Raw genomic sequence first — 20496 nt, 5'->3', positions numbered from 1 at the left:
TCACGTTTTTTCTGTGTTGGGATTTGGTACCCCCTCTAGTTAGCTGTGTTCAGATATTCACTTATTCGCTGTTCTGGGGAATTTTAATGGTTACCGTCGTTCCACTTCCGACAATTGAATCGATAGTTATACCGTACCCTTCACCATAATAGAGCTTGATACGCTCATCAACATTTTTAATACCAACTCCGCCAAGTTTAGCGACATTATTTGTATTATTCACATCTAGATGATAAAAGCCTTCTCCGTTGTCTTTTACGATTAGAAGAATATCCCGATCGCTTTCTTCTGCCCGAATCTCAATATGACCTTGACGTGCCATACCACGTATACCATGATACAAAGCATTTTCAACGATGGGTTGTACTAAAATTTTAGGCATTTGCATCTGTACTAACGCTTCATCACAGATAATATCATAGGTCAACTGATCGCCATAGCGTTCTTTTTGGATAAATAGGTACTGGCGCACATGATCTAGTTCATTCTCTACAGTCGTGAGTTCCTTGCCACCACTAAGTGACAACCGGAAAAACTGTGCGAGTGCCTTCGTGATTTCAATGACCTTCTCACTATTATTAAACTCTGCCATCCATACAATTGTATCAAGCGTGTTGTATAAAAAGTGTGGATTGATTTGGCTATGTAGTACATTGATTTCGGAAGTTCTTAGATGCTTCTCTTTCTCCGTTATTTCCTGCATAAGCTTTTCAATTTTTCGAATCATGAGATTGAAATGTCTTGCTAAACTTTGTGCTTCATAACAACCTTTGTCGTCTATCGGTACTTCTGATAAGCCATACTCGATATCTTGCATTACTTTTTCTAATTTTTGAAAAGGTGCAGTAATTTTCCCTGCAAATAATCCTACACTTATAGCCGCAATGATTTGAAGGACAATCCCTACCAATAAAAAGATTTCGAGAAGTTGTTTTTTAATAGCGAGCAGACCGTCTTGAGAAGACACACCGACGAGGAGCCAATCGGCATTTTTGAGTGAATAGGTATGAGTCAGTGTATTTTGTTTCTTGTCATAACTCTCTTTATTTGCAACAATATTTCGAAGTGTGTTTTGTTTAACAACGTCTCTAAAATAAACAGGATCCTTATGGTAAACGACCTCTGATTTGTCATTGATAATAAAAGAAAAACCGGATTTACCTAATTCCAAATTCGTGAGGTAGTCATCAATTACCTTATATTCAATATCAATAAGCAACACACCAATATTTTCACCTTGCGTGTTCTTCATTTCGCGACTGATGGAAATTACCCAACTGTCTTTGTCCATAGAAAAATTCTGCATTCTTGCAGAAGTGAGTACAGGCTTGCTTCCACTATGAATTGCAGAGGTATACCATTGTTCCTTCATCATATCGCTGGACATGCTCATATTTAAGTTACGTTCATTCGAAAGAATTTGTCCATCCTTACTAACAATAATAATCGACTTGATGAAGGCGTCTGAAGCAATGGTTGTCTCAATAATTTTATATAGGTCTTCCTTCTCTAAGGGATCACGCTCTTCGGTAGATAAATAGCTAACGAGTTGTGGATTTTCAGAAAGTAAGCTTGATACAGCTTTTAAACGATCAATATAAAGGTCAATATACATCCCACTTTTATCGACAGCCATTTCTGTTGTAGTGACCGCTTCTCTTAATACAATAGAGGAAATACTAGAATAGAGGATAAACCCCATCGCTAAGAGGGTGAGTGCACTTGTTATTAAATAATGGAAGGCAATTTGAACTCTAAGTTTTTTCATCATTTTAGATGTAAATAGCTTCATTCTTTCGCCTTTTCTTTGAATTGATTTGGAGATGAATTGAATTTCCGCTTGAAGGTTGCACTGAAATAGTTAGGATCGTCAAAACCTACTGCTCGAGCAATTTCATATACTTTCATCTCTGTACTGAGCAACAAAATTTTAGCGCGATCTAGTCGAATCCTAAGCATATGATCTTGGAATGTAGTGCCATAAAGCGTCTTAAATAGTGTGCTTAGGTAGGAAGTACTTAAAGACATTTGTTTCGCTAAATAGGCTAAAGAGAACTCAGCATTTGAAATGTTCTGAGCTATTTCATGTTGAATTTTAGTTTTATAGCCCGTATCTTCAGAAGTATTCGAGTTACTAATGATGTCTTTTACAAGCCGAGAAATCTCTGAGCTACTTTGATCATTTTTAAGCTTTTCTATGAGTTTTTTTAATGTATCTTGAATGTCTTTTCTTGATACGGGCTTTAGTACATAGTCATCAATACCATTCTTTAAAGCCGTTACCGCATAGTCAAAGTAATCATAACCGGTTACGAGTGCTATTTTCACATCCGGTTTAATGGATTTTGCAGCAATAGCAAAATCCATTCCATTCATTTTGGGCATATTAATATCAGCTAAAACAAGATCAGGTAGATGGGCTTTAAAGCTTTCAAGCGCCATTTCACCATTAAAAGCTTCGTAAACTTCCGAAATCGAAAGTGCATCAAAATCTACAAAGGAGCGAATACCTTTAATAATGATAGGTTCATCATCAACTACTAATAATTTATACATTGGGTTCTCCTTTCAAAAAGGAAATCGTAAGCAATTAATTTATACTGTTTTTAAGATAGCCGTAACCAGTTGCTTCCATTTCTGCTTGTGGGATGAAGTCTATCGCAGCGCTATTAATACAATAGCGTAATCCCCCTTTGTCTTTAGGGCCATCTTCAAAAACATGACCTAAATGGCTATTTCCTGAGCGACTTCTTACTTCTATTCTAATCATATTATAGCTCTTGTCCTCAAGTTCGACTACTACATCAGGGTCAATTGGTTTAGTAAAACTTGGCCATCCACACCCCGAATCATATTTGTCGGATGAAGAAAAAAGAGGTTCTCCAGTAGCGATGTCAACATAAATTCCAGGTTCATAATTGTCCCAAAAATCATTTGAAAAGGCCATTTCTGTTCCATTCCCTTGGGTCACCTTGTACTGAATATCAGTCAACTTTTCTTTAAGTTCGGTATCGCTCGGTTTTGGGTATAACGCAGGATCAGTAAGGCTAGGTATTTCCTGATCTTCCAGCGAGTCAAATTCTATATGACAATAACCGTCTGGATTTTTCTCGAGATAATCTTGGTGATATTCCTCTGCAAGTGTGTAGGACGTTAATGGCTCCACTTCTGTCACAATGGGGTCATTATATTTTTGTTGCTCTTTTGCTACTACTTGATCAATTATATCTTTGTCAGTGGTTTTTTTATAATATACACCCGTCCGGTATTGTTCCCCTCGATCATTCCCTTGTCTATTTAAGACAGTCGGGTCAATCACTTTAAAATAGTGCGTTAACAGTTTTTCCAAGTCAACTCTCTCTGGGTCGTAAAGTACATGAACTGTTTCTGCGTATCCTGTGTCTCCTTTAATGACCTTTTCATAAGTAGGATTTTCCGTATTTCCATTTGCGTAGCCAGAAGTGACATCAGCTACACCATACACCCGCGCCATAAAAGCTTCAACTCCCCAAAAGCACCCACCTGCAAGCCAAATTTCCTCTAATTTATCATCATCATACGTTACATTTACATTTGGATTTGCAGGATATTTGGAAGTCGCTTCAGCTGATTTAAGTGTAGTATCTGCACCGCTTTTTAATGTAGCGTTCGATGTTGCACAACCCGTAAGTAGAATCATTAACCCTATTAATCCGACGATCCATTTAAATTTCATTGTTTCTCAAGCTCCCTTCGTTAGTGGCTTTAATTTAATTGTGTTCTGATCTGTTCATTGCTTAAATGTCCAGCTTGCGTTTTGATCAGTTCTCCATCTGCATTTATGAAGGCAGAAGTAGGATATCCCCTTACCTGGTATTGTTTGGCTATCGAGCCATCCTCATCTAAAAGAACAGGTATAGAAGAGACATCTTCAACGCCTTTGAACCATTTAATAAAGTCATCACTTTTCTTTTCATTGTTATAACCAGGTGAAACTATTGTTAGCACAACAAAATCCTTTTCTTCAACAGCTAATGTATTTATTTCTTCCAGGCCTGATAAACAGATTGAACACCAAGATGCCCAGAACTTAATATATACTTTTTTACCTGCATAATCAGAGAGACTATGAGTATTTCCATCTACATCCATTAAGTCAAACGTTGGTGCTTGATTTTCATTGTTTTTATTCTTAGTCGTTAGATCCTTTTCGCTGGAGCATGCTGTTACTAAAAAGACTAGAGCGAGAAGAATAGAAATTTTTTTCATCACAATTAAACTCCCCTTTACTGTGGAATTAAAGATACGAATAGATTTAAGTTGTTCGTCATCAGAAAAATCCCCATGATGACAATAATTACACCGCCAATAAAGCGTATTGTAATCATATGCTTGTTAATTTTCTTTACTTGTTTTAGTAAAATATCCGAGAAAATAGAAAGTATTAAAAAAGGGATCAATAAACCCAGTGCATAGAATGACATGAGAATAGCACCATAAATTGCTTGACCTCCACTTGCGGATAATCCTAATACTGCGCCAAGGATTGGTCCGATACAAGGGGTCCATCCAAAACTGAATGTAAAGCCTAGTAAATAGGTTCCTATCAAATCTCGCTTGCCACTTCTTTTTAGTTCAACCTTCTTTTCGCGGTTTAATAGAGTAAGGTTAAATAACCCCATTTGGTGTAATCCAAGTATCACCACGATTGCCCCGCAAAAGCCGATAAACCAATCTGTATTAATGAAAGATCCAAGAGTCCCTGCACCAAATCCTAAGATGACAAAGCTTGTAGATAGTCCTAAAACAAAAATGATTGTCTTAAAAATCAACCGCGGATTTACTTGCCATTTGCTCATTTTTTTTAAAGGTTGCTGGTTTTGTTTGCCATTTTCATCCGTTGAAAGGATGGATATATAGACAGGCAGTAGGGGAAGGATGCATGGTGAAAAAAAGGAAAGCATCCCAGCGACGAAAACTGTGCTGATTAAAATTTGTTCGGTAATCATAGAAGTAGAGCACCGCCTTTCGTCTTTATAGGATAATTGTAGAGGAAACGATGGAGGAATTACATAGATTTAGGTTCTATAAATCTTAGATATGATTCGTTCTATTTGCTAAACAAGTATTAAAAAAAGCCAATAAGAAAAGCCCCCCTTAAGGCAGCAGCTTCTTCAATTTTACTTTGCACAATGCAATTGCTCGTTGATTTGTTTAAAAACACCTAACTGTATGAATGGAAAAGGGATTAAGTCATTCTAGTGTTTTTTCTTAACTAAATCGATTAAATAGTAAACAAGAACGATCAAAAATGACAGTAGTATGATAATAATTGTACTAAAAGTAAAAATCCAAGTTTCGAGGTGGTCTCCTCCATCAAACATACCAATTAATAGAAAAAATAAAATAACACAAGCTAGTAATGTTAAGAAAAATTTACTAATATATTTGGACATATATACACCTCCACCATGAAAATTTCCTTGTCTTACACCCCACTTAAGAAAGAAAATGCTCTATTCATTTCGTTTGTATTATCGTAGTTGTGTTCATCGACTTCAAATGTATCTTCAGTGGAAGTTGATGAACGAACAGACTGTAAAAAATCGCCACCTTCTCGAACCGCTTAAAGGGTTTCCAATCATTTATTTACAAAACTAAACCCTTTAAGCTCATTGATGTTATACAATGCACCTTCGATATTGAAGCTTTCTATAAAACGATTTACTGAAAATGGATCAATATTTTGTTCTGTTTTCCCTGATACAATTAAGTCACTTAAAATCTGTCCAACGACACTGCTAAATTTAAATCCATGTCCTGAGAACCCTGATGCAATCGCAACGTTTGAATATTTAGGATGCAAATCGATAATAAAATCTTCATCAGGAGTAAGTGTATACATACATGTTTTCCCATATTTCAATTGTCTTTGAAAAGGCATATAGTTATTCACGAATTGCTTTAAGTCTGCTTCATCTTCCTCTATTTCTCCAAACCCAAGTATAGATTCTTCTGGATTTACTTTTTCCCCTCCGTCATGTCGGCCTACTTTCAATCCAGCACCATTGATGCTTGGAAAACCATAATAATGGCCTGCTTGTGTTTCAAATGAGAAACCCGGAAAAATTTTATGATTATATAAATTTTCGTTCGTATCAAACCAAGCAAATGTTTTTCTTACCGGTTCAAGAGGAAGGTTCAAATCTAGCATAGAAAGAAGATTCCCTGACCATGCCCCTGCTGAAACAACTAACGCATCAGAGTAGAAAGTCTGTTCCTCGGTCTTTATTGTTACTCTTTTGTTATGTACTATTATTTCTTTCACTTTACTGTTTGTTAAGATGGAAGCTCCGTTCAGCTCTGCAAGTTCCCGATATGCCTCTATACATTCCTCACATTTTAATATGCCAGATGTAGATTCAAAGCATCCAATGTAGTCGTTAGGTAATGTGATGCCAGACCAACGCTTTTTAATTTCACTTGCATCCATAATCTTAAGAGGCAATGAGTATTTCGTTGAACTTGATATTATGTTCTCGATAAAACCCGATTTTTCTTCACCAACGTTGAGAAACCCTGTTTGGTAGAACAATTGCCTTCCGGTAGCTTTTTCTAGATCATTCCATAATTCTTGAGCTTTAAGAACTAATGGAACATATTTTTCCCCTTCTCCATAAGCATGTCTAATAATCCTAGTATCCCCGTGGTGACTCCCCTTGTTATGTGGTGGGTTAAAGGAGTCTAATAATAAAACTTTTTTTCCACTCTTTGATAAGAAGTATCCTGCTGCCATTCCCATTGAACCTGCTCCAACTACGACTACATCATAATGCATTTTAGTTGACCCCCTTATATAAATACCTCTGCTGAAGTATTATTTTTTTCTCTAATACCCCAACACTGCTACGAAACGAGGTTTTTAGGAGCAAAGTACATGTATGCCAAAAACTATCCGATTAGCTATTGACTGTTAGAGTGCTTTGAATTTAGTTAGCTTGAAATAGTAGAACCGTAAGGGAAACTGTTTTATTATTAAACCCAAACCAAATTTCCTAGCATCTCTTTACTATATATGAAAATCGTAATGAATAAGATGAATATTAATAAATAATTCATAATTAACAGTAATTAAACTTTTTTTGAATAGAGAAATTCCCTTGTAAAGAATAAGAATACGAGACTAATCAATCCTCGCAAATTTTATTTTCTTTTTTAAAAGAAATGGATGTTGATTGTAGGTCAGCCATTCTGTTATATAGCACTTGAACGTTTTGATTTATAAATTTTTTTAGAGTAAGTAGTTCCCTTTTCTCAAATCCATAGTGCTCTTTTTCATCCTTACATTTCATTACTTTTATAATTGTAAATCTAAACTCTTCTGGTAAAGATGATAGGCCCCAGTTAGCAGCTTCTTGCTTGGATGAAATAACCCCTTCTTTAAGGTACCAATACACTCTTATTAAATTTATTACACAATAAACGGTATCCTCTTCAATATTCTCCAAACAATCCTGGTAATCACCCATAATAGATGCTATAAAATGCGATTGTGGAACATAAGGAAATACTTCAGCTATTGGAGGTCCTTCTAATCTAAGCCCTCGATGATTTATTATAGTAATATGTGCTGCTAAATCTGCATCATTTCGTACATCTCCATTTAAATAGTGATAGGAATTTTTTGACAAGTCTTCTTGATACCTTCCTCTCCAAATTTCACTAAAATGAAAATCGAAAAGGCCAGGATGTGTCCAATTATTCAATGGTTCCATATTCATAAAACTTATTTCTATGGGGAAAGGCTCATTGGAGCGTCTTAATAATAACTCAGCTAGCTTTCTTTTAGTTCCAACAGTCATTGTTTTATTCGTTATAACCAAAACATCTATATCACTACTTTTAGAGTTAAATCCCCCCATAGCCAAAGAACCATGTATATAAAATCCAACAAAATCTTCATTTAAAATTTCTTTCATTTTGTATAAGAGACTAATAACAAAATCCTTTATTTCCATGGAATATGCTCCCCAACTGTTAACCATATATAGAAATCCTCCATTATATTTCGGATTTTTAGTGAATTGTAAAAGAAGCTCTACTCCACCCTAGAAGTAAAGCACCACATAATCATTTTTAGTACTAAATATTGTTGATAATCTAGTAGCCGATTTAGTCGAAGAAGAAAGACCTCCATCCATTATAAAATAATGTTTTAATAACCTTTCTTTGCTAGCTTTATATAATCTTGTATATCTTTTAAGAATTTCTTAATTGACCCTTGCCAAAAATTTGGTTTGGCTAAATCTATATCAAAATGTTTTTTTACTAATTGATCAAGTGGAATAACTCCAGTTTCACTTAAAAACTCTTGGAATCTTTCAGCGAATAGTTCATCTTTTTTTGCAATTTCGATGATCCCTATACTAAACAAGAATCCAAAAACGTAGGGATAGTTATAAAAGGGAGTATCAGCTTGATAAAAATGATCATATTTAATCCATACAAAAGGTTCATATTCACTTAAACTATTTCCGTAAGCCTGTTCTTGGCATTTCAAGGATAGTTGTTCCATTTGAACAGGATCTACATCTCCATTCTTCCTAAGCTCGTAAAATTTCTCTTCAAATAAAAAAGCACCTCTGATGTTCATTAGGTAATTTAAACAACGCTGAATGTTTGATTCGAGATATATTTTCTTAGCTGCTAAATCATTTGTACTTTGAGCTATGTAATCTAGGTAAACTGTTTCAAAGAAAATCGAGGCTGTTTCCGCCATAGTCAATTCAAATGAGTCATCCGTAAAACAAAGTGAAGGAGCATCCTTCATCTGTTGGTAATGCCAAGCATGCCCTAATTCGTGAGCAAGTCTTCTGGCACTGTCAATCGTATTATCAAAACTTAAAGAAATTCGCGACTCCCCTTCATCCAAAAAAGGAGCACAAAATCCTCCTGGTTGTTTTGTATTACGGGGTTCGGCATCTACCCAACCATTTCTAATGCACTTGTTTATGAATTCAATCATATTACTATCTATGTTTTCAAGAGACTTAGTGAGACCTTTTACAGCTTCTGAGAAGTGAAATGGAGGATATTCTTCAACAGTAGAAGACATTAATTCATACCAAGATAGTTTTTCCTTCCCTAATTCTTCTGATTTAATACGTAAGTAACTTGAAATTTCAGTTATATTAGCATCTAACACTCCCCAAATAGCATTTAATATTTGTTTCGAAATACCATTTAATTTTAAAGATTCATCAAGTACACTTACATTTTTTTTACCATCTTTTAGCCTGATACCTACCATCTGATTGTAAATGGAGGCAAAACTATTAGCTTCTTTTTCTAATGATCGATTTAGTTCTTCAAATACTCTCCTTCTTTTATTATGATCGGGATCATTAAATGATAAATAATTGGCTTCTGAATACGAAATTTCCTTATCCTCGCTCTCGTAAACATTTTTTACTTTTAAATCTCTCTTCATTTGCCTATAAGTAGCTGCCAATGAATGTAAAGACTCATTTAATCTATTTTTTTCTACTCGACTCCCTTTTTCCTTATTTTTTTTAATTTCATTCAGAAGGTTTATTTGCGTAATATCTTTAGACCAGTTAGTAAATTGCTCTTCACTCATGTTGTTTAAGTTCACTTGTGCGATAGACAGTATCACTCGAATTTTAGATTTTAAAGCCGAAATATTTCCAATTAAAGGAGATAAGATATTTTGATCTACATCTTCTGTAGTTAGGCAATAGTATAGTGATTCTGCTGATTCAATCTGTTTTATTACCTTTGAAAGAGTAATTAATTCATTTTCGGAAATCTTAAATTTTGTTATATCTGTTTGAATTTTTGTTAATTGCTCGTTTATAATCATCAACTTATCCTTGAAGCTTTCTAAGTCAAGACCACCCTGAAGGTTATCCAATTTCCAACGCACTGTATTAATCTGTTCCATTTCCTTCACCCCTTTTCTATTAAGATATCTGTTCCCTCATAAAATAACAATATTTTACTTTCAAGAGTGAAAAGAAATACTCTATAGTACTTTGCAGGGTAGCAATTCAAAAATGTCACTACTTTTGGCTATTTTATAACGTTTAATCACTAAACCTCCCGTAATAAAAAAAGCCGCCCTTACAGGCAGCCATTGGTTAATATATCCTTTTCGTGATTCTTCTCTAGTCGATGAATAATTACTATTTCCCTGAACTTTGCGACAGCCAAATCATATTTGGGTCCTTAGTAAAATTAGCAACATTGTACAAAAATAACACTTCCGAAATCTTCTGATCATGTAAATACGTCAGTACATCCTCATGGTAATAGCGAAGATCAACTATATGGATTTCCTCAAAGTGATTTGCTAAAAAAGGAACGAAAGCATGCGCAAAAGAATCTTTAATTACCGCTATCTTACGGTCATTCTTAACTCCTGTTTTAATCGTGACAAGTGTATGATTCCCATCCAGGAATAATGAATACTTATCTTTCTTATCGAGATAGTCCCATTCATACAGAGAGTCTGACTGCCTGCCATCTTCATATGTCACCGTTTGAGTAGCCTCAAATTTTGGTAAATAAACTTCAATTTTGTCCGCCTCAACGTCCATTGTATTTGCCTTGGCGTGAAGTGTACCGTAAAATTGGGCAGATACCGTTTTAATGAGAAAATCTTCCTCCGCATACGGTTTGATGCCCATCGCTTTGGATGCTTCTTTATAAGCTAAATAGGCACCACGCATCGTCCAGTGGTGATCCGTTTTAAAGTAAATATGCTCATCACTATGTGATTTTAGTGCATCGTGTACATCAATTACTTCTGCGAAGGAAGCTAATTTTTCTTTTGCGGTTTCATAAGCATCTGCTTCGCTTGCAGTTTGTGCAAAAAGCGGCAATTTCTCCTCGTATATAGCAACAGAAGTTGGAGCTAACAATACATACGAATGAATCCCTTTCGCAATGGTCGCAAAATTTTTCACATAGTCTATGTTTTTAACAAACTGATCGCCAGGTTTATCAAACGACTCAATAAGAAATCCATCTTTGCCCAAAAATACACCGTTGTTTTCTTTTTTTAATGAAGCTCTTTCCGCCATCGCCTTTAGTTTCACCCAGCTATCCTTCCAAACAAACTGATCAGCAAGATATGTATCAAAACGCGTCGTGAACTTACCAGATATAAAGTTATCCACTGTCCATTCAGGCATTTGTGCTAATGGACGGTTTTCTCTCTCTGAAAAAGAACGGTCTCTCGATACTATATTGAAAAACCCAATTCCAAAAATAAACAGAAGGAATACACCTATAAATATTTTTTTATGTATCTTCAATGCGTTACCCCCTAGAATCGAAAATAAAGAAATGGGTTGTATGAATCATCCACTAAATAAGCAGTAGATAATACAAGAATAACTAAATAAAATATAGGTAGCACAATATCGTCAATTATTGGATGCCAACGAGTTAGTCTAGACCTTAACAATTTCCAAATTGGAATCATTCCCAAAAAAGCCGAGAGGAACAAAATTGCATTGGTATATATGTCGTACATGAATCGCTCATTTATCAGTGCTTGTCCTGAAAAACCAAACATCATTTTCAAATAGACCAGGCTCTTGGAAATGTCTTCAAAAACAAAAAATGTCCAACTTATCATGACAATGACGAACGTATAGATATGTTGAAAAATTGGATGCACTTTTTCAAGAAGCATCAGCAGTCCCGCTTTTTCAATCGAAATTACTACACCAAAGTACAGACCCCAAACTACGAAATTCCAAGAGGCACCATGCCATAGCCCCGTCAGACCCCAAACGATGAGTAAGTTTAGATAGAGCCTGTATTTCCCTCTTCTACTGCCACCGAGCGGAATATATACATAGTCTCGGAACCAGGCACCAAGTGTCATATGCCATCTCCGCCAGAACTCCGTTATACTACGCGAAACAAACGGATAATGGAAGTTTTGTGGAAAACTGAAGCCAAACATTTTCCCCAAACCAATCGCCATATCGGAATAACCACTAAAGTCGAAATAGAGCTGTAATCCAAACGCCGCTATCCCCATCCAAGCTGACAGTACTGATAATTCGGCAGGACTTTGTTGCTGTATTTCACTCCATAGAAATCCAATATTATTTGCAAGTAATACCTTCTTTCCAAGACCAATTAAAAATAATCTAACACCATCTGAAAACTGATCGAGTGTGACACATCTATTTTTCAACTCGTGTTCAATAATTTCGTAGCGGACAATAGGCCCAGCAATAAGCTGTGGAAATAAACAGATATATAGCGCAAGCGTAAACGGATTTTGTTGTGCCTTCACTTTTCCACGGTACACATCAATGGCATACGACATTGTTTGAAATGTGTAAAAAGATAAGCCAATAGGTAATGGAAGATCAAGTGTATTTACCTGCGTACCCAATAGGTAATTTATATTTTCAATAAGAAAATCTGCATATTTGAAAAAAGATAATATTCCTAGATTGATAACGATCGACGACAAGAGACCAAGCTTTGCCTTGATCGGCGACGTCAAACGATACTTTTGAATTATCAACCCATGAAGATAATCTACTATAGCCGAAAAAATCATTAAGAAAATATAAATAGGTTCTCCCCAGGCATAAAAAAAAAGACTCACAACAAGAAGAATGCCATTTTTCATCTTTCTTGAACCACAAAAATAAAGGAGCAAAGTAGCTGGTAAAAAGAAAAACAGAAATAATAAGCTACTGAATACCACACAACCACTCCTTACTTTCTGCTATATTATGTATAAAGGCTCTTAGCGCCTTTAAATTTATTTTACTTCTTCATCAAAGATTTTCTCAACTGCATCTACATTGTCATATGTCACATATAAAATATAATTCCCTTTGGTTTTTAACACATTTTTCTTCACTTTTTCATATTGCTCAGGTAGATAACGTTCCCATGTTTGAATCTGTGCATCTAACTCTTTTTGTAACGATGCCTTTAGGGTATCCACACTCTTAGCATCCTTTGCTTTTAAAACGATGATTTCATCTGCATTTACATTAAACGCAGAGATAATCATTGAACCTTCTGCAAGTAACTCTTTGTCAAGCCCAGTTCGTTCGAAAAACATTTGACCAAGTACATCGTCAGTTGTAATATCCACTAAATTTGTTTCCATGTATCCTTGAAGGATGTCTTCATCTGATTGTCCATCGTCAAAACCTGCATCTTTTATATCTTGTACAATTTGTGCCTTAATACTAACCATTATGTCCTTAACAGTGACGTCAGACGCAGTCGTTCCACCCTCGTTTTCCCTTGTACTTGAACAGCCTACCATTGCAAAAACAACTAGTGCACCTATCATTATTCCAAGCATTTTTTTCATTATAAAATTCCTCCTCTATATTTCAACTAACCACTATGTGGCCTGTCGGCTAATTTGACGAATGAACACTTTTTTTGTTTCACACTTTTCTCGATTTATTTATAGACACCTGATAATCATAAGAAGGTAAAGAAATAAGGTATTATTTCTTAAAAATATATCTACAGAATTATTTTGCAAATTATAAAAGAGCTGTTTGAGTTGGATATACAAGATTGTTTTGCTGCGTTAGAATAAAAAGTTCAACAAAAAGAACGTTAATGCCTTCATTCCAGAATCAAACTCCTACTTATTTTATCCCTACTCTACAAACTCTCTTCTTCAGGTTCCACTCGTTCAAAAAACAGCTTTTCTTCTATTTATTCTTCTACTTCGCTCCGAATTTAGTCGTTTTTGCGTTAATCAGATCAAAGCCGCTTACCATTCCAAAAGTATAAAGCAAATTCTTTAAAACTGACAATAGATTTAATGTTTTGGATTAATATTTTCTTGCTTAGTCCAATATTTTGAATATGTAACGGCATCGAATTACTTGTTTGCCAGGAGCAGTAGTAAGTATTAACGCACCTTTATACATATTATTGGATAGACTATTCAGATGATATATCACGATTCTCATAAGATAGCGGTGGATTTTAATATTGATAACACTCTGTCGATATCCGCTTGAATTGGGGTTGGAGTGGAGCAATGACGTCGTATTTTTCATAAGTAAACAAAATAAGGCAACTTCTCTCCATATTGAAGGGGAAGTTGCCTTTTTGTTCATTCACTTATTTGTTTTTAATATAGTCCATACCTTGCGCTGTTATTGCTAAAACCAGGTTATCTGAACCTTGCCCACTATCTATGGCATATTCCTTTTCGATAAGGTATTCAATAGCTTGTTTGCTATTGACGTCAGCATTTACCATTGCTTTAGGTAATGTGTAACTACCGCCATTATTAGCAAAATGATAATCATAGAGACTTTGTAACAAAATATCTGATAGTTTATTTATTTCTTCGTTAATCATGAATAATCCCTCCTAGTAATCAATATACAACACAGGAAGGATAAATTCTTTAATTTTGCTTTTACACCTAATGTTCCGAATACGAAAAACAACATCTAACGCTTCTTTTCTCCATTATAAAATACAATAACGATATGCATTATTCCATTTTTCAAATGTGTTTGGAACTTGGCCCTAAATTATTCTACAAAATAAAAGAACAACTATATCGAGTTGTTCTTTTGTTAATATTCACTGTTATTACTTAGTCTGTTAACATTTCTACTTCAATAGAATATAAAAAGTTCACTTTGCTTCCATGTCCGATGTGAAGATAATCCCATCTTCGTCTGGTACTAAGTCAATAGTTGACTCGACTCCTAAAATGTTTGCTATCGTTTTAGGAACGTGTAGCGTACAACTTGATCTCTTTAAATGATCAAATTTTAACTCATGTTCTGGTTTAAATGAAATATCTTCAGGTTCTTTAACAATTTGTCCTTCTGAAAATAGAATTTGTACATCGCCCTTTGTTAAATGTGGATATTTTTCTAAAATGTGTTTTTCAGTTGTTTTTGAAACCTCTATATCCATATTGACTTCCACTTCCTCTTCTATAACAACTTTAGTTTAACACATCTCACACGCAATAATTTCTTTCGAGAGATATTTAATTTCTCCGCTATGTCTTCCCATTCAAAAAAGTCTTCATCTTTATCCCAGTAACCCATGTCGACAAAGCCTTAGACAGCAATATGAAGTTAAGTTTCCAACTGTCTTCAAATGCGATATTGGTCGTAGCACCTTTTATAATAAGTGGAAAAAGTCCTAAAATGTTCAAAAGTGAATATGATAAGAAGGTTATATGATGGAAATTTGCTAATGAAATAGGTTATATTAGTTCAAGTGGGTAAATAAGGAGCAATCAAATTCAATGAATATACAAACACAAAAGACATTATGGGCACAAGTAGTTAAAACAGGAATTATCAAGTCCAATCTGATTCCAATGGTCGCAGGATTAATGCTGGCTTTATATACATATCAATACAGTTTTGTAGATAATATTTGGAATATAGTTTTTGCACTTTTAGGAACAGCGGCCGTTATCGCAGCGGCTGGTTCGTTTAATAACATTTATGACCGCGATATTGATGCCGTTATGGCCCGTACAAAGATTCGCCCAACTGTTACCGGTGCTATATCAATTAAAAAAGTTTTAAAAGTCGCCACTTTATTATTATTGGTTGGCTTAATTTTATTATATTTTGCCTCTCCTTTAGCATCTTTACTTGGGATTTTAGGGGTGTTTTTCTATGTAGTTCCATATACAATGTGGACTAAACGCTATACCATTTGGAATACGGAAGTTGGAAGTATTTCAGGAGCAATTCCTCCTTTAATCGGTTGGGCGGCAGTTGCCCCAAATATTTGGCATCCAGCGTGTTGGGCTTTATTTTTAATAATGATCATATGGCAAATGCCTCACTTTTACGCTATAGCTATTCGTAAGAAAGAAGATTATGCTGCGGCACACATCCCTATGCTTCCCGTTGTCAAGGGGAGAAAACGTACGTATATCCAAACAAATTTCTATTTAATTTTGTTAGTGTTCTCTAGCTTTTTATTTTTACCACTAAGCTTAGGTCTAACTTTAGTTTCACTTGTTTTAGGCTTATTTTGGTTGGGGTTAAGCTTATTTGGCTCACGCAAAATGGATATCAAAGACTGGGCAAATAAAATGTTTAAATTCTCATTGGTGTACATGATAGTTATTTACTTTACAGTCATTATCTATGCTGCAATTGGCCTTATTTTACAAGCCTTATAACCTTTATTGTTATTTGGCATACCTATTTAATAAAACAAAAAGAAACGGTTTCCTATTTGATTTCTAAGAAAGATTCAATCAGGAGACCGCTTTTGATTTATGAAGTTATATAGAAAAGGAAAGGATATTAAACATTCAAAAGTTAGTTCGCTACTCTTGTTATTTATCTTAATCCTCCCAAACACTATCCATAAGTGACTTTATCTCTTTTTTTCGTTTATCTGTTTGTTCTTTCTTCGATACCCATTTTCCGTTCACCAATTCCACAACATCACTAACTTTCACATCTGTATTCACCATGTCTTTCGAAATATCTTGTGTGTGCCCATTAATCTCAATGACAACGATATTGCCCTCAAAGCGGTCAACAATTCCTTTCATGTCTACACATCCTTTATCTTGGTGTAAAGTCTATTTTGGCAGTAATAGTGGAACCATTATGAGTAATAGTAATATCACCATTTACTGTGAATCCTTCAGCTGCTCGTCCAATTTTAAAGGACATGGAGGCTACTCCATTTGCATTGGTTACACTCTCATAAGGAGTATCTTTTGACTTGAATGCAAGGTTCAAATGAACATTTGCTCCATTTACAGGTATACCATTTTGATCTTTTACCGTAACCGTCACCGTTACTTCTTCATTTTGATTTGGACTTGGATTATCAATAGTTGCAGTTGCTTTTAAACTACCCGGTGATTTTGATTCAGTAGCTGGTGGCGTAACTGGTGCGACAACTGGTGTAGCTGCTTGTGTTTTTGCCACAGGTGTATGAGCAAAAGCATTTTTATTTACTTCCATCTCTTTACCATCTGTTTTAAAAACAATCGTTCCATCTGTATCATTACGATAAATGCTAACTTTATGATTCGCTAGTCGATCTAATACTTCGCTAGTCGGATGACCATACCCATTTTTCCCTACTTGTATAACTGCATACTTTGGTTGAATTGCTTGTATGAACGCTTCACTTGAGGAATGATCACTTCCATGATGACTTGTTAATAGAACAGTAGATTGTAGTTTTTCACCTGATTGAATTAACTTATCTTCCGTCGGTATCCCTATATCTCCTGTTAAAAGGAAAGATTGTTCGCCGAATTGCAGTCGTACAACTGCACTCAGTTCATTTGCATCACTATTGGTTTCTTCGATAGGAGAAATCATTTTTACTTGTACCGTAGGATCCAAATCAAGGTCTAGCCCTGCTTTAGCAGTTGTTACTTTCAATCCTTTATTTTGAATTGATTGTAATACAGATTCAAATGTTATTGTATCCCTTTGAACTTTTGGCATATAGATTTTTCCAATGTCAAAAGAATTAATCACTGCATCAATCCCGCCGATATGATCCGCATCTGGATGTGTTCCGATTAAGATATCCACTTTAGAAACACCTAATTGTCTTAAATAAGCAACCATTTCTTCCTCATCGTCGTTATTCCCACCGTCTATAACCATTACCTTTTTGTTCGGCATAATAATGACTTGTGCTGCTCCTTGACCTACATCTACGAAATGTACTTCTAACTCACCTTTTAATGTCTCCTTATTAGAAGCATCACTCTCTGAAGTAGGAACAACCTCTACACTCGGTGTTTTTTTCTCTCCTATTCCTTTAGACGTTTCTTCTTTCTTCGTTTCTTTCTTTTTTTCTACATTTGAAGCTACTTCTTCGTCTGCTGGTACGGTGATGGAAGAATCACTCCCTAACATAATTGCACCTACAATAAATACTACGAAAGAAGCACCGAGAAATAATCCACTTGCCTTCCTAGAACCTAATTTTAGGAATTTTACACTTCCCTTAACAACACCAATAAGACCTATAATAAAGCTAACAAAAGCTAATAACATTAAAAGCAATCCAAAGTTCCCCATTATTTTCCACCTTATATTCTCTATCTATCTTGTATACTTAGTGTATCAAACAACTAAATTTATAGTAACCCGTTGACATAAAAGGACCTCCCGTTTAGAAAGTCCTCTGATTACTATGCCATTGCGTTTAAGAATGTCTTTACTGAATTCTAATTTCTTTTTTTGGGAGCCATGATCTTCGTCATCAATTGTATTTTTCACCCTCTCATTTTCTAACTCTCTGCCAGCAATAGGTCCTGCAGCAGAACAAAATGGATCAAGAGCAGTAGCATGGTACCCCCAGGAAAAGCACCAACACTAAGTTCCTCATCATTATTATTGGCACGTTTTCGTTTGATGTTATCGCCCATCTATTTCACTCCCTCGTTTTTTCTAGAGAAGTGCTTTTGAATAGCAGCACTGTCCATTACATATTTTGTCCAATAGCGAAAAATTTATGAGGAAGGGCTAATAATTATCTGCAAATTTTTCTATCACCCTCCGTGATTCTAGTGTTGTATCACCCTAATAAATTCTTTCGAATTTTCACAATCGCCATATTTTCACTACGGTTTAGTCGGAATCCAAAACTACATGGTAAAACATTCGCTATCTCTTAATAAAAATTCATACTATTGGAATGGATTTTGCATTGGCCTTAGGGATGATACTTATTAAGTAATACATCTAGTTCTTTGCTACATTTGACAACATCGGGATGTGTGAGTCCTAAACGCTTCGCTTTTGTATACATAACTTTTCTTTTGATCTCAATTACAAACTTCAATTTCCTTTTACCTAATAAACTTTTCAAAAAATTCCTCCAATAGATGGTGATTTTCGAATGTTTGATTCCTATGTCTCCCAATCAAATGAGTAGCCACTTATCTTTATGGCTTTTCCGATAAGAATATTCGCTACTATCCCCTGCTCTGACTTCTTTCCACCCGTAGGAATATACTCGTCTATAACGATTTTGGGACTTCCCCGTATTTTACAAGGCTATCCCGCACTAGCAGTAGCTATACATTTCTGTCACTACAGCATGTTAGGTACTTTCACCCGTTAGAGAAAAGTGTTGCCAAATAAGAAAAACCAGGCAATTAAAACGCCCGGTCCTTTTGGATCTAAACCTGTTTCTATTGTTTTCAAAGAACTTTGGACAGACTTATTGCTATATAATTACCTTTTGATTTTTTAAAGATGCTGGTCGTGACTTCAGTCACGACCAGCATCTTTTTTCTCGGTAATCTTATGGCTTTTGACTGTCCGTCGCCCTTCTACAACTTCTAGAAACAGGTTAGTACATTTTTGGTTAACTAGAGAAAAGATACTACCTAATAATAGAGGAGAGATGATAACAGTCTAAGTACGCAACATCGTGGTGCTCCTGCTCAATATCAAAAAACATTTCGCAACGACTGCCTGACCAGCATCGTGCGGGCCTGAAGATGCAATTTCATTCGCTATTCCGCTTCTTTATGGGTAGAAGGTATTTTTATATACTTTCCTATCTTTGCAAAAAATCCTAGAATCTAAAGCAGATTCTAGGACATCAATAACTCATTCAGTTTGGATTCTTACTTTCGCTTATACTAGAGAGTTAATCACCTGACTACCAATTAATGTTAAATTTTCAACTCAATCTTGGCATCTTCTTTTAGTTCTTCCATGTGGGTAGCAAATATTTCTTGCTGTTTTTGTTGTATAAGAATTCCTTTTATTTCTTCACTTGCTTCTTCAAGTGGTGGGAGTTCCTGTTCAGCTTCTTTTGATTGCACTGCAGCTTGATCGTAGTATTCTTGAATCTCTTTATCCGTAACTTTTACTCCATCTGCTGGCACAACTTTACCTTGATATTTTTCAATAAGGAGAGACTCAGCAATTCCCTCTTTTACTGTTTTAACGTCCATACCTTCTGCTTTCAATACTTTTTTCATTTCTTTTTCTCCACCAAATTGTTCTTCTAATGTTGCATATCTTTCATCAATTTCGGCTTCAGATGCAGTTATGGCCTCTTCTTTTGCTTTTTGAAGTATCAATGTGTGGTTAACTAGCGCATCAAGTGCTTGTTCTTTAACCTGTGCAGCTGCTTCTTCGCTTGTTGGATCTTGTCCAGTTTGTTGCATCTGACCTTGGATTGACGTCAATGAAGCATTATATTCTACCCCAGTAAGTTCTTCTTTATTTACAACAGCTACGATTTTGTTCTTGTCTACTTGCTGCTCAGCTAACTTGACTTGCATATCTTGAGCGGTTGCTGCTTCTTCTTTCGTACCTTTTTCATTTTCTTCTACTTGTGGTGTTTCCTCATTTGCCGCTTTATCTTCTTCACTGCAAGCTGCTAAACTTAAAGCTAGTGCACCTGCTGCAAATGGAAGTAGTACTTTTCTTAATGTCATTTCATATAATCCCCTTTCGAATCTAAATAAACTATTTTTAACAT

The 20496-nt window shown here is 35.3% G+C and carries 19 protein-coding genes; 1 reads left to right on the top strand and 18 read right to left on the bottom strand.

The genetic code is table 11. From position 1 onward, the window contains the following. Positions 1 to 61: 61 nt before the first annotated feature. From LDK52_RS02070 to LDK52_RS02005, 14 genes are all read right to left on the bottom strand, one after another. Complete coding sequence (locus tag LDK52_RS02070) at positions 62 to 1792, bottom strand: cache domain-containing sensor histidine kinase (protein WP_277584289.1); 1731 nt, start codon at positions 1790 to 1792, stop codon at positions 62 to 64. Then, positions 1789 to 2556, bottom strand: coding sequence for a response regulator transcription factor (locus tag LDK52_RS02065; RefSeq protein ID WP_277584288.1), 768 nt, complete (start codon positions 2554 to 2556; stop codon positions 1789 to 1791). Before LDK52_RS02065 ends, LDK52_RS02070 begins: the two co-directional genes overlap by 4 nt. 34 nt (positions 2557 to 2590) lie before the next feature. Beyond that, positions 2591 to 3715 (bottom strand): peptide-methionine (R)-S-oxide reductase MsrB, encoded by a 1125-nt coding sequence (gene msrB, locus LDK52_RS02060; RefSeq protein ID WP_277584287.1) that lies wholly within the window; start codon positions 3713 to 3715, stop codon positions 2591 to 2593. A 29-nt stretch (positions 3716 to 3744) separates the two neighbouring features. Continuing rightward, complete coding sequence (locus tag LDK52_RS02055; protein ID WP_277584304.1) at positions 3745 to 4248, bottom strand: TlpA family protein disulfide reductase; 504 nt, start codon at positions 4246 to 4248, stop codon at positions 3745 to 3747. Positions 4249 to 4265: 17 nt separating this feature from the next. Further along, positions 4266 to 4988, bottom strand: a complete 723-nt coding sequence (locus LDK52_RS02050) for a cytochrome c biogenesis CcdA family protein (RefSeq protein WP_277584286.1) — start codon at positions 4986 to 4988, stop codon at positions 4266 to 4268. A gap of 249 nt (positions 4989 to 5237) precedes the next feature. Then, positions 5238 to 5435 (bottom strand): hypothetical protein, encoded by a 198-nt coding sequence (locus LDK52_RS02045; protein ID WP_277584285.1) that lies wholly within the window; start codon positions 5433 to 5435, stop codon positions 5238 to 5240. A 185-nt stretch (positions 5436 to 5620) separates the two neighbouring features. After that, entirely contained in the window at positions 5621 to 6817 is a 1197-nt protein-coding gene (solA, locus tag LDK52_RS02040) for an N-methyl-L-tryptophan oxidase (protein WP_277584284.1), read from the bottom strand. 349 nt (positions 6818 to 7166) lie between these two features. Next, positions 7167 to 7997 carry an aminoglycoside adenylyltransferase domain-containing protein gene (locus tag LDK52_RS02035; RefSeq protein WP_277584283.1) on the bottom strand — a complete coding sequence of 277 codons (831 nt, stop codon included), beginning with the start codon at positions 7995 to 7997 and terminating at the stop codon, positions 7167 to 7169. A gap of 197 nt (positions 7998 to 8194) precedes the next feature. Continuing rightward, entirely contained in the window at positions 8195 to 9943 is a 1749-nt protein-coding gene (locus tag LDK52_RS02030) for a M3 family metallopeptidase (RefSeq protein ID WP_277584282.1), read from the bottom strand. A 241-nt stretch (positions 9944 to 10184) separates the two neighbouring features. Then, positions 10185 to 11318 (bottom strand): DHHW family protein, encoded by a 1134-nt coding sequence (locus LDK52_RS02025; RefSeq protein ID WP_277584281.1) that lies wholly within the window; start codon positions 11316 to 11318, stop codon positions 10185 to 10187. Between the two features lie 11 nt (positions 11319 to 11329). Then, positions 11330 to 12739, bottom strand: coding sequence for an MBOAT family O-acyltransferase (locus LDK52_RS02020; protein WP_277584280.1), 1410 nt, complete (start codon positions 12737 to 12739; stop codon positions 11330 to 11332). Positions 12740 to 12796: 57 nt separating this feature from the next. Next, entirely contained in the window at positions 12797 to 13363 is a 567-nt protein-coding gene (locus LDK52_RS02015) for a DUF4358 domain-containing protein (RefSeq protein WP_277584279.1), read from the bottom strand. Between the two features lie 773 nt (positions 13364 to 14136). Continuing rightward, positions 14137 to 14379, bottom strand: a complete 243-nt coding sequence (locus tag LDK52_RS02010; protein WP_277584278.1) for a hypothetical protein — start codon at positions 14377 to 14379, stop codon at positions 14137 to 14139. Positions 14380 to 14664: 285 nt separating this feature from the next. Beyond that, positions 14665 to 14952 (bottom strand): hypothetical protein, encoded by a 288-nt coding sequence (locus LDK52_RS02005; RefSeq protein WP_277584277.1) that lies wholly within the window; start codon positions 14950 to 14952, stop codon positions 14665 to 14667. A gap of 340 nt (positions 14953 to 15292) precedes the next feature. Here LDK52_RS02005 and cyoE point away from each other — a divergent pair, with 340 nt between their 5' ends. Continuing rightward, positions 15293 to 16189, top strand: coding sequence for a heme o synthase (gene cyoE, locus LDK52_RS02000; protein WP_277584276.1), 897 nt, complete (start codon positions 15293 to 15295; stop codon positions 16187 to 16189). A gap of 168 nt (positions 16190 to 16357) precedes the next feature. Here cyoE and LDK52_RS01995 read toward each other — a convergent pair whose 3' ends face one another. The 4 genes from LDK52_RS01995 to LDK52_RS01980 all read right to left on the bottom strand — a co-directional run bounded on the left by LDK52_RS01995 (position 16358) and on the right by LDK52_RS01980 (position 20452). Beyond that, positions 16358 to 16570: a DUF3006 domain-containing protein gene (locus LDK52_RS01995; RefSeq protein ID WP_277584275.1), complete on the bottom strand. Its 213-nt coding sequence runs from the start codon at positions 16568 to 16570 to the stop codon at positions 16358 to 16360. 13 nt (positions 16571 to 16583) lie between these two features. Beyond that, positions 16584 to 18071, bottom strand: a complete 1488-nt coding sequence (locus LDK52_RS01990) for an MBL fold metallo-hydrolase (RefSeq protein ID WP_277584274.1) — start codon at positions 18069 to 18071, stop codon at positions 16584 to 16586. Between the two features lie 637 nt (positions 18072 to 18708). Further along, positions 18709 to 18864 (bottom strand): aspartyl-phosphate phosphatase Spo0E family protein, encoded by a 156-nt coding sequence (locus LDK52_RS01985; protein WP_277584273.1) that lies wholly within the window; start codon positions 18862 to 18864, stop codon positions 18709 to 18711. Between the two features lie 814 nt (positions 18865 to 19678). Continuing rightward, positions 19679 to 20452: a SurA N-terminal domain-containing protein gene (locus LDK52_RS01980; RefSeq protein ID WP_277584272.1), complete on the bottom strand. Its 774-nt coding sequence runs from the start codon at positions 20450 to 20452 to the stop codon at positions 19679 to 19681. Positions 20453 to 20496 lie beyond the last annotated feature (44 nt).

This window comes from Psychrobacillus antarcticus, assembly GCF_029533155.1.
In the GTDB taxonomy this organism is placed as follows: Bacteria; Bacillota; Bacilli; order Bacillales_A; family Planococcaceae; genus Psychrobacillus; species Psychrobacillus antarcticus.
Note: the sequence above shows the minus strand (reverse complement) of the source record. Positions and strands in the feature narration are given on the sequence as shown.

What these genes read in the sequence shown, in the direction of transcription:
- cyoE (WP_277584276.1), top strand. Translation starts at nt 15,293, where the DNA reads ATGAATATACAAACACAAAAGACATTATGGGCACAAGTAGTTAAAACA.
- LDK52_RS02010 (WP_277584278.1), bottom strand. Translation starts at nt 14,379, where the DNA reads ATGATTAACGAAGAAATAAATAAACTATCAGATATTTTGTTACAAAGT.
- LDK52_RS02055 (WP_277584304.1), bottom strand. Translation starts at nt 4,248, where the DNA reads ATGAAAAAAATTTCTATTCTTCTCGCTCTAGTCTTTTTAGTAACAGCA.
- LDK52_RS02015 (WP_277584279.1), bottom strand. Translation starts at nt 13,363, where the DNA reads ATGAAAAAAATGCTTGGAATAATGATAGGTGCACTAGTTGTTTTTGCA.
- LDK52_RS02050 (WP_277584286.1), bottom strand. Translation starts at nt 4,988, where the DNA reads ATGATTACCGAACAAATTTTAATCAGCACAGTTTTCGTCGCTGGGATG.
- LDK52_RS02035 (WP_277584283.1), bottom strand. Translation starts at nt 7,997, where the DNA reads ATGGAAATAAAGGATTTTGTTATTAGTCTCTTATACAAAATGAAAGAA.
- LDK52_RS02070 (WP_277584289.1), bottom strand. Translation starts at nt 1,792, where the DNA reads ATGAAGCTATTTACATCTAAAATGATGAAAAAACTTAGAGTTCAAATT.
- LDK52_RS01995 (WP_277584275.1), bottom strand. Translation starts at nt 16,570, where the DNA reads ATGAAAGGAATTGTTGACCGCTTTGAGGGCAATATCGTTGTCATTGAG.
- LDK52_RS02065 (WP_277584288.1), bottom strand. Translation starts at nt 2,556, where the DNA reads ATGTATAAATTATTAGTAGTTGATGATGAACCTATCATTATTAAAGGT.
- LDK52_RS02030 (WP_277584282.1), bottom strand. Translation starts at nt 9,943, where the DNA reads ATGGAACAGATTAATACAGTGCGTTGGAAATTGGATAACCTTCAGGGT.
- solA (WP_277584284.1), bottom strand. Translation starts at nt 6,817, where the DNA reads ATGCATTATGATGTAGTCGTAGTTGGAGCAGGTTCAATGGGAATGGCA.
- LDK52_RS01990 (WP_277584274.1), bottom strand. Translation starts at nt 18,071, where the DNA reads ATGGGGAACTTTGGATTGCTTTTAATGTTATTAGCTTTTGTTAGCTTT.
- msrB (WP_277584287.1), bottom strand. Translation starts at nt 3,715, where the DNA reads ATGAAATTTAAATGGATCGTCGGATTAATAGGGTTAATGATTCTACTT.
- LDK52_RS02005 (WP_277584277.1), bottom strand. Translation starts at nt 14,952, where the DNA reads ATGGATATAGAGGTTTCAAAAACAACTGAAAAACACATTTTAGAAAAA.
- LDK52_RS01980 (WP_277584272.1), bottom strand. Translation starts at nt 20,452, where the DNA reads ATGACATTAAGAAAAGTACTACTTCCATTTGCAGCAGGTGCACTAGCT.
- LDK52_RS02045 (WP_277584285.1), bottom strand. Translation starts at nt 5,435, where the DNA reads ATGTCCAAATATATTAGTAAATTTTTCTTAACATTACTAGCTTGTGTT.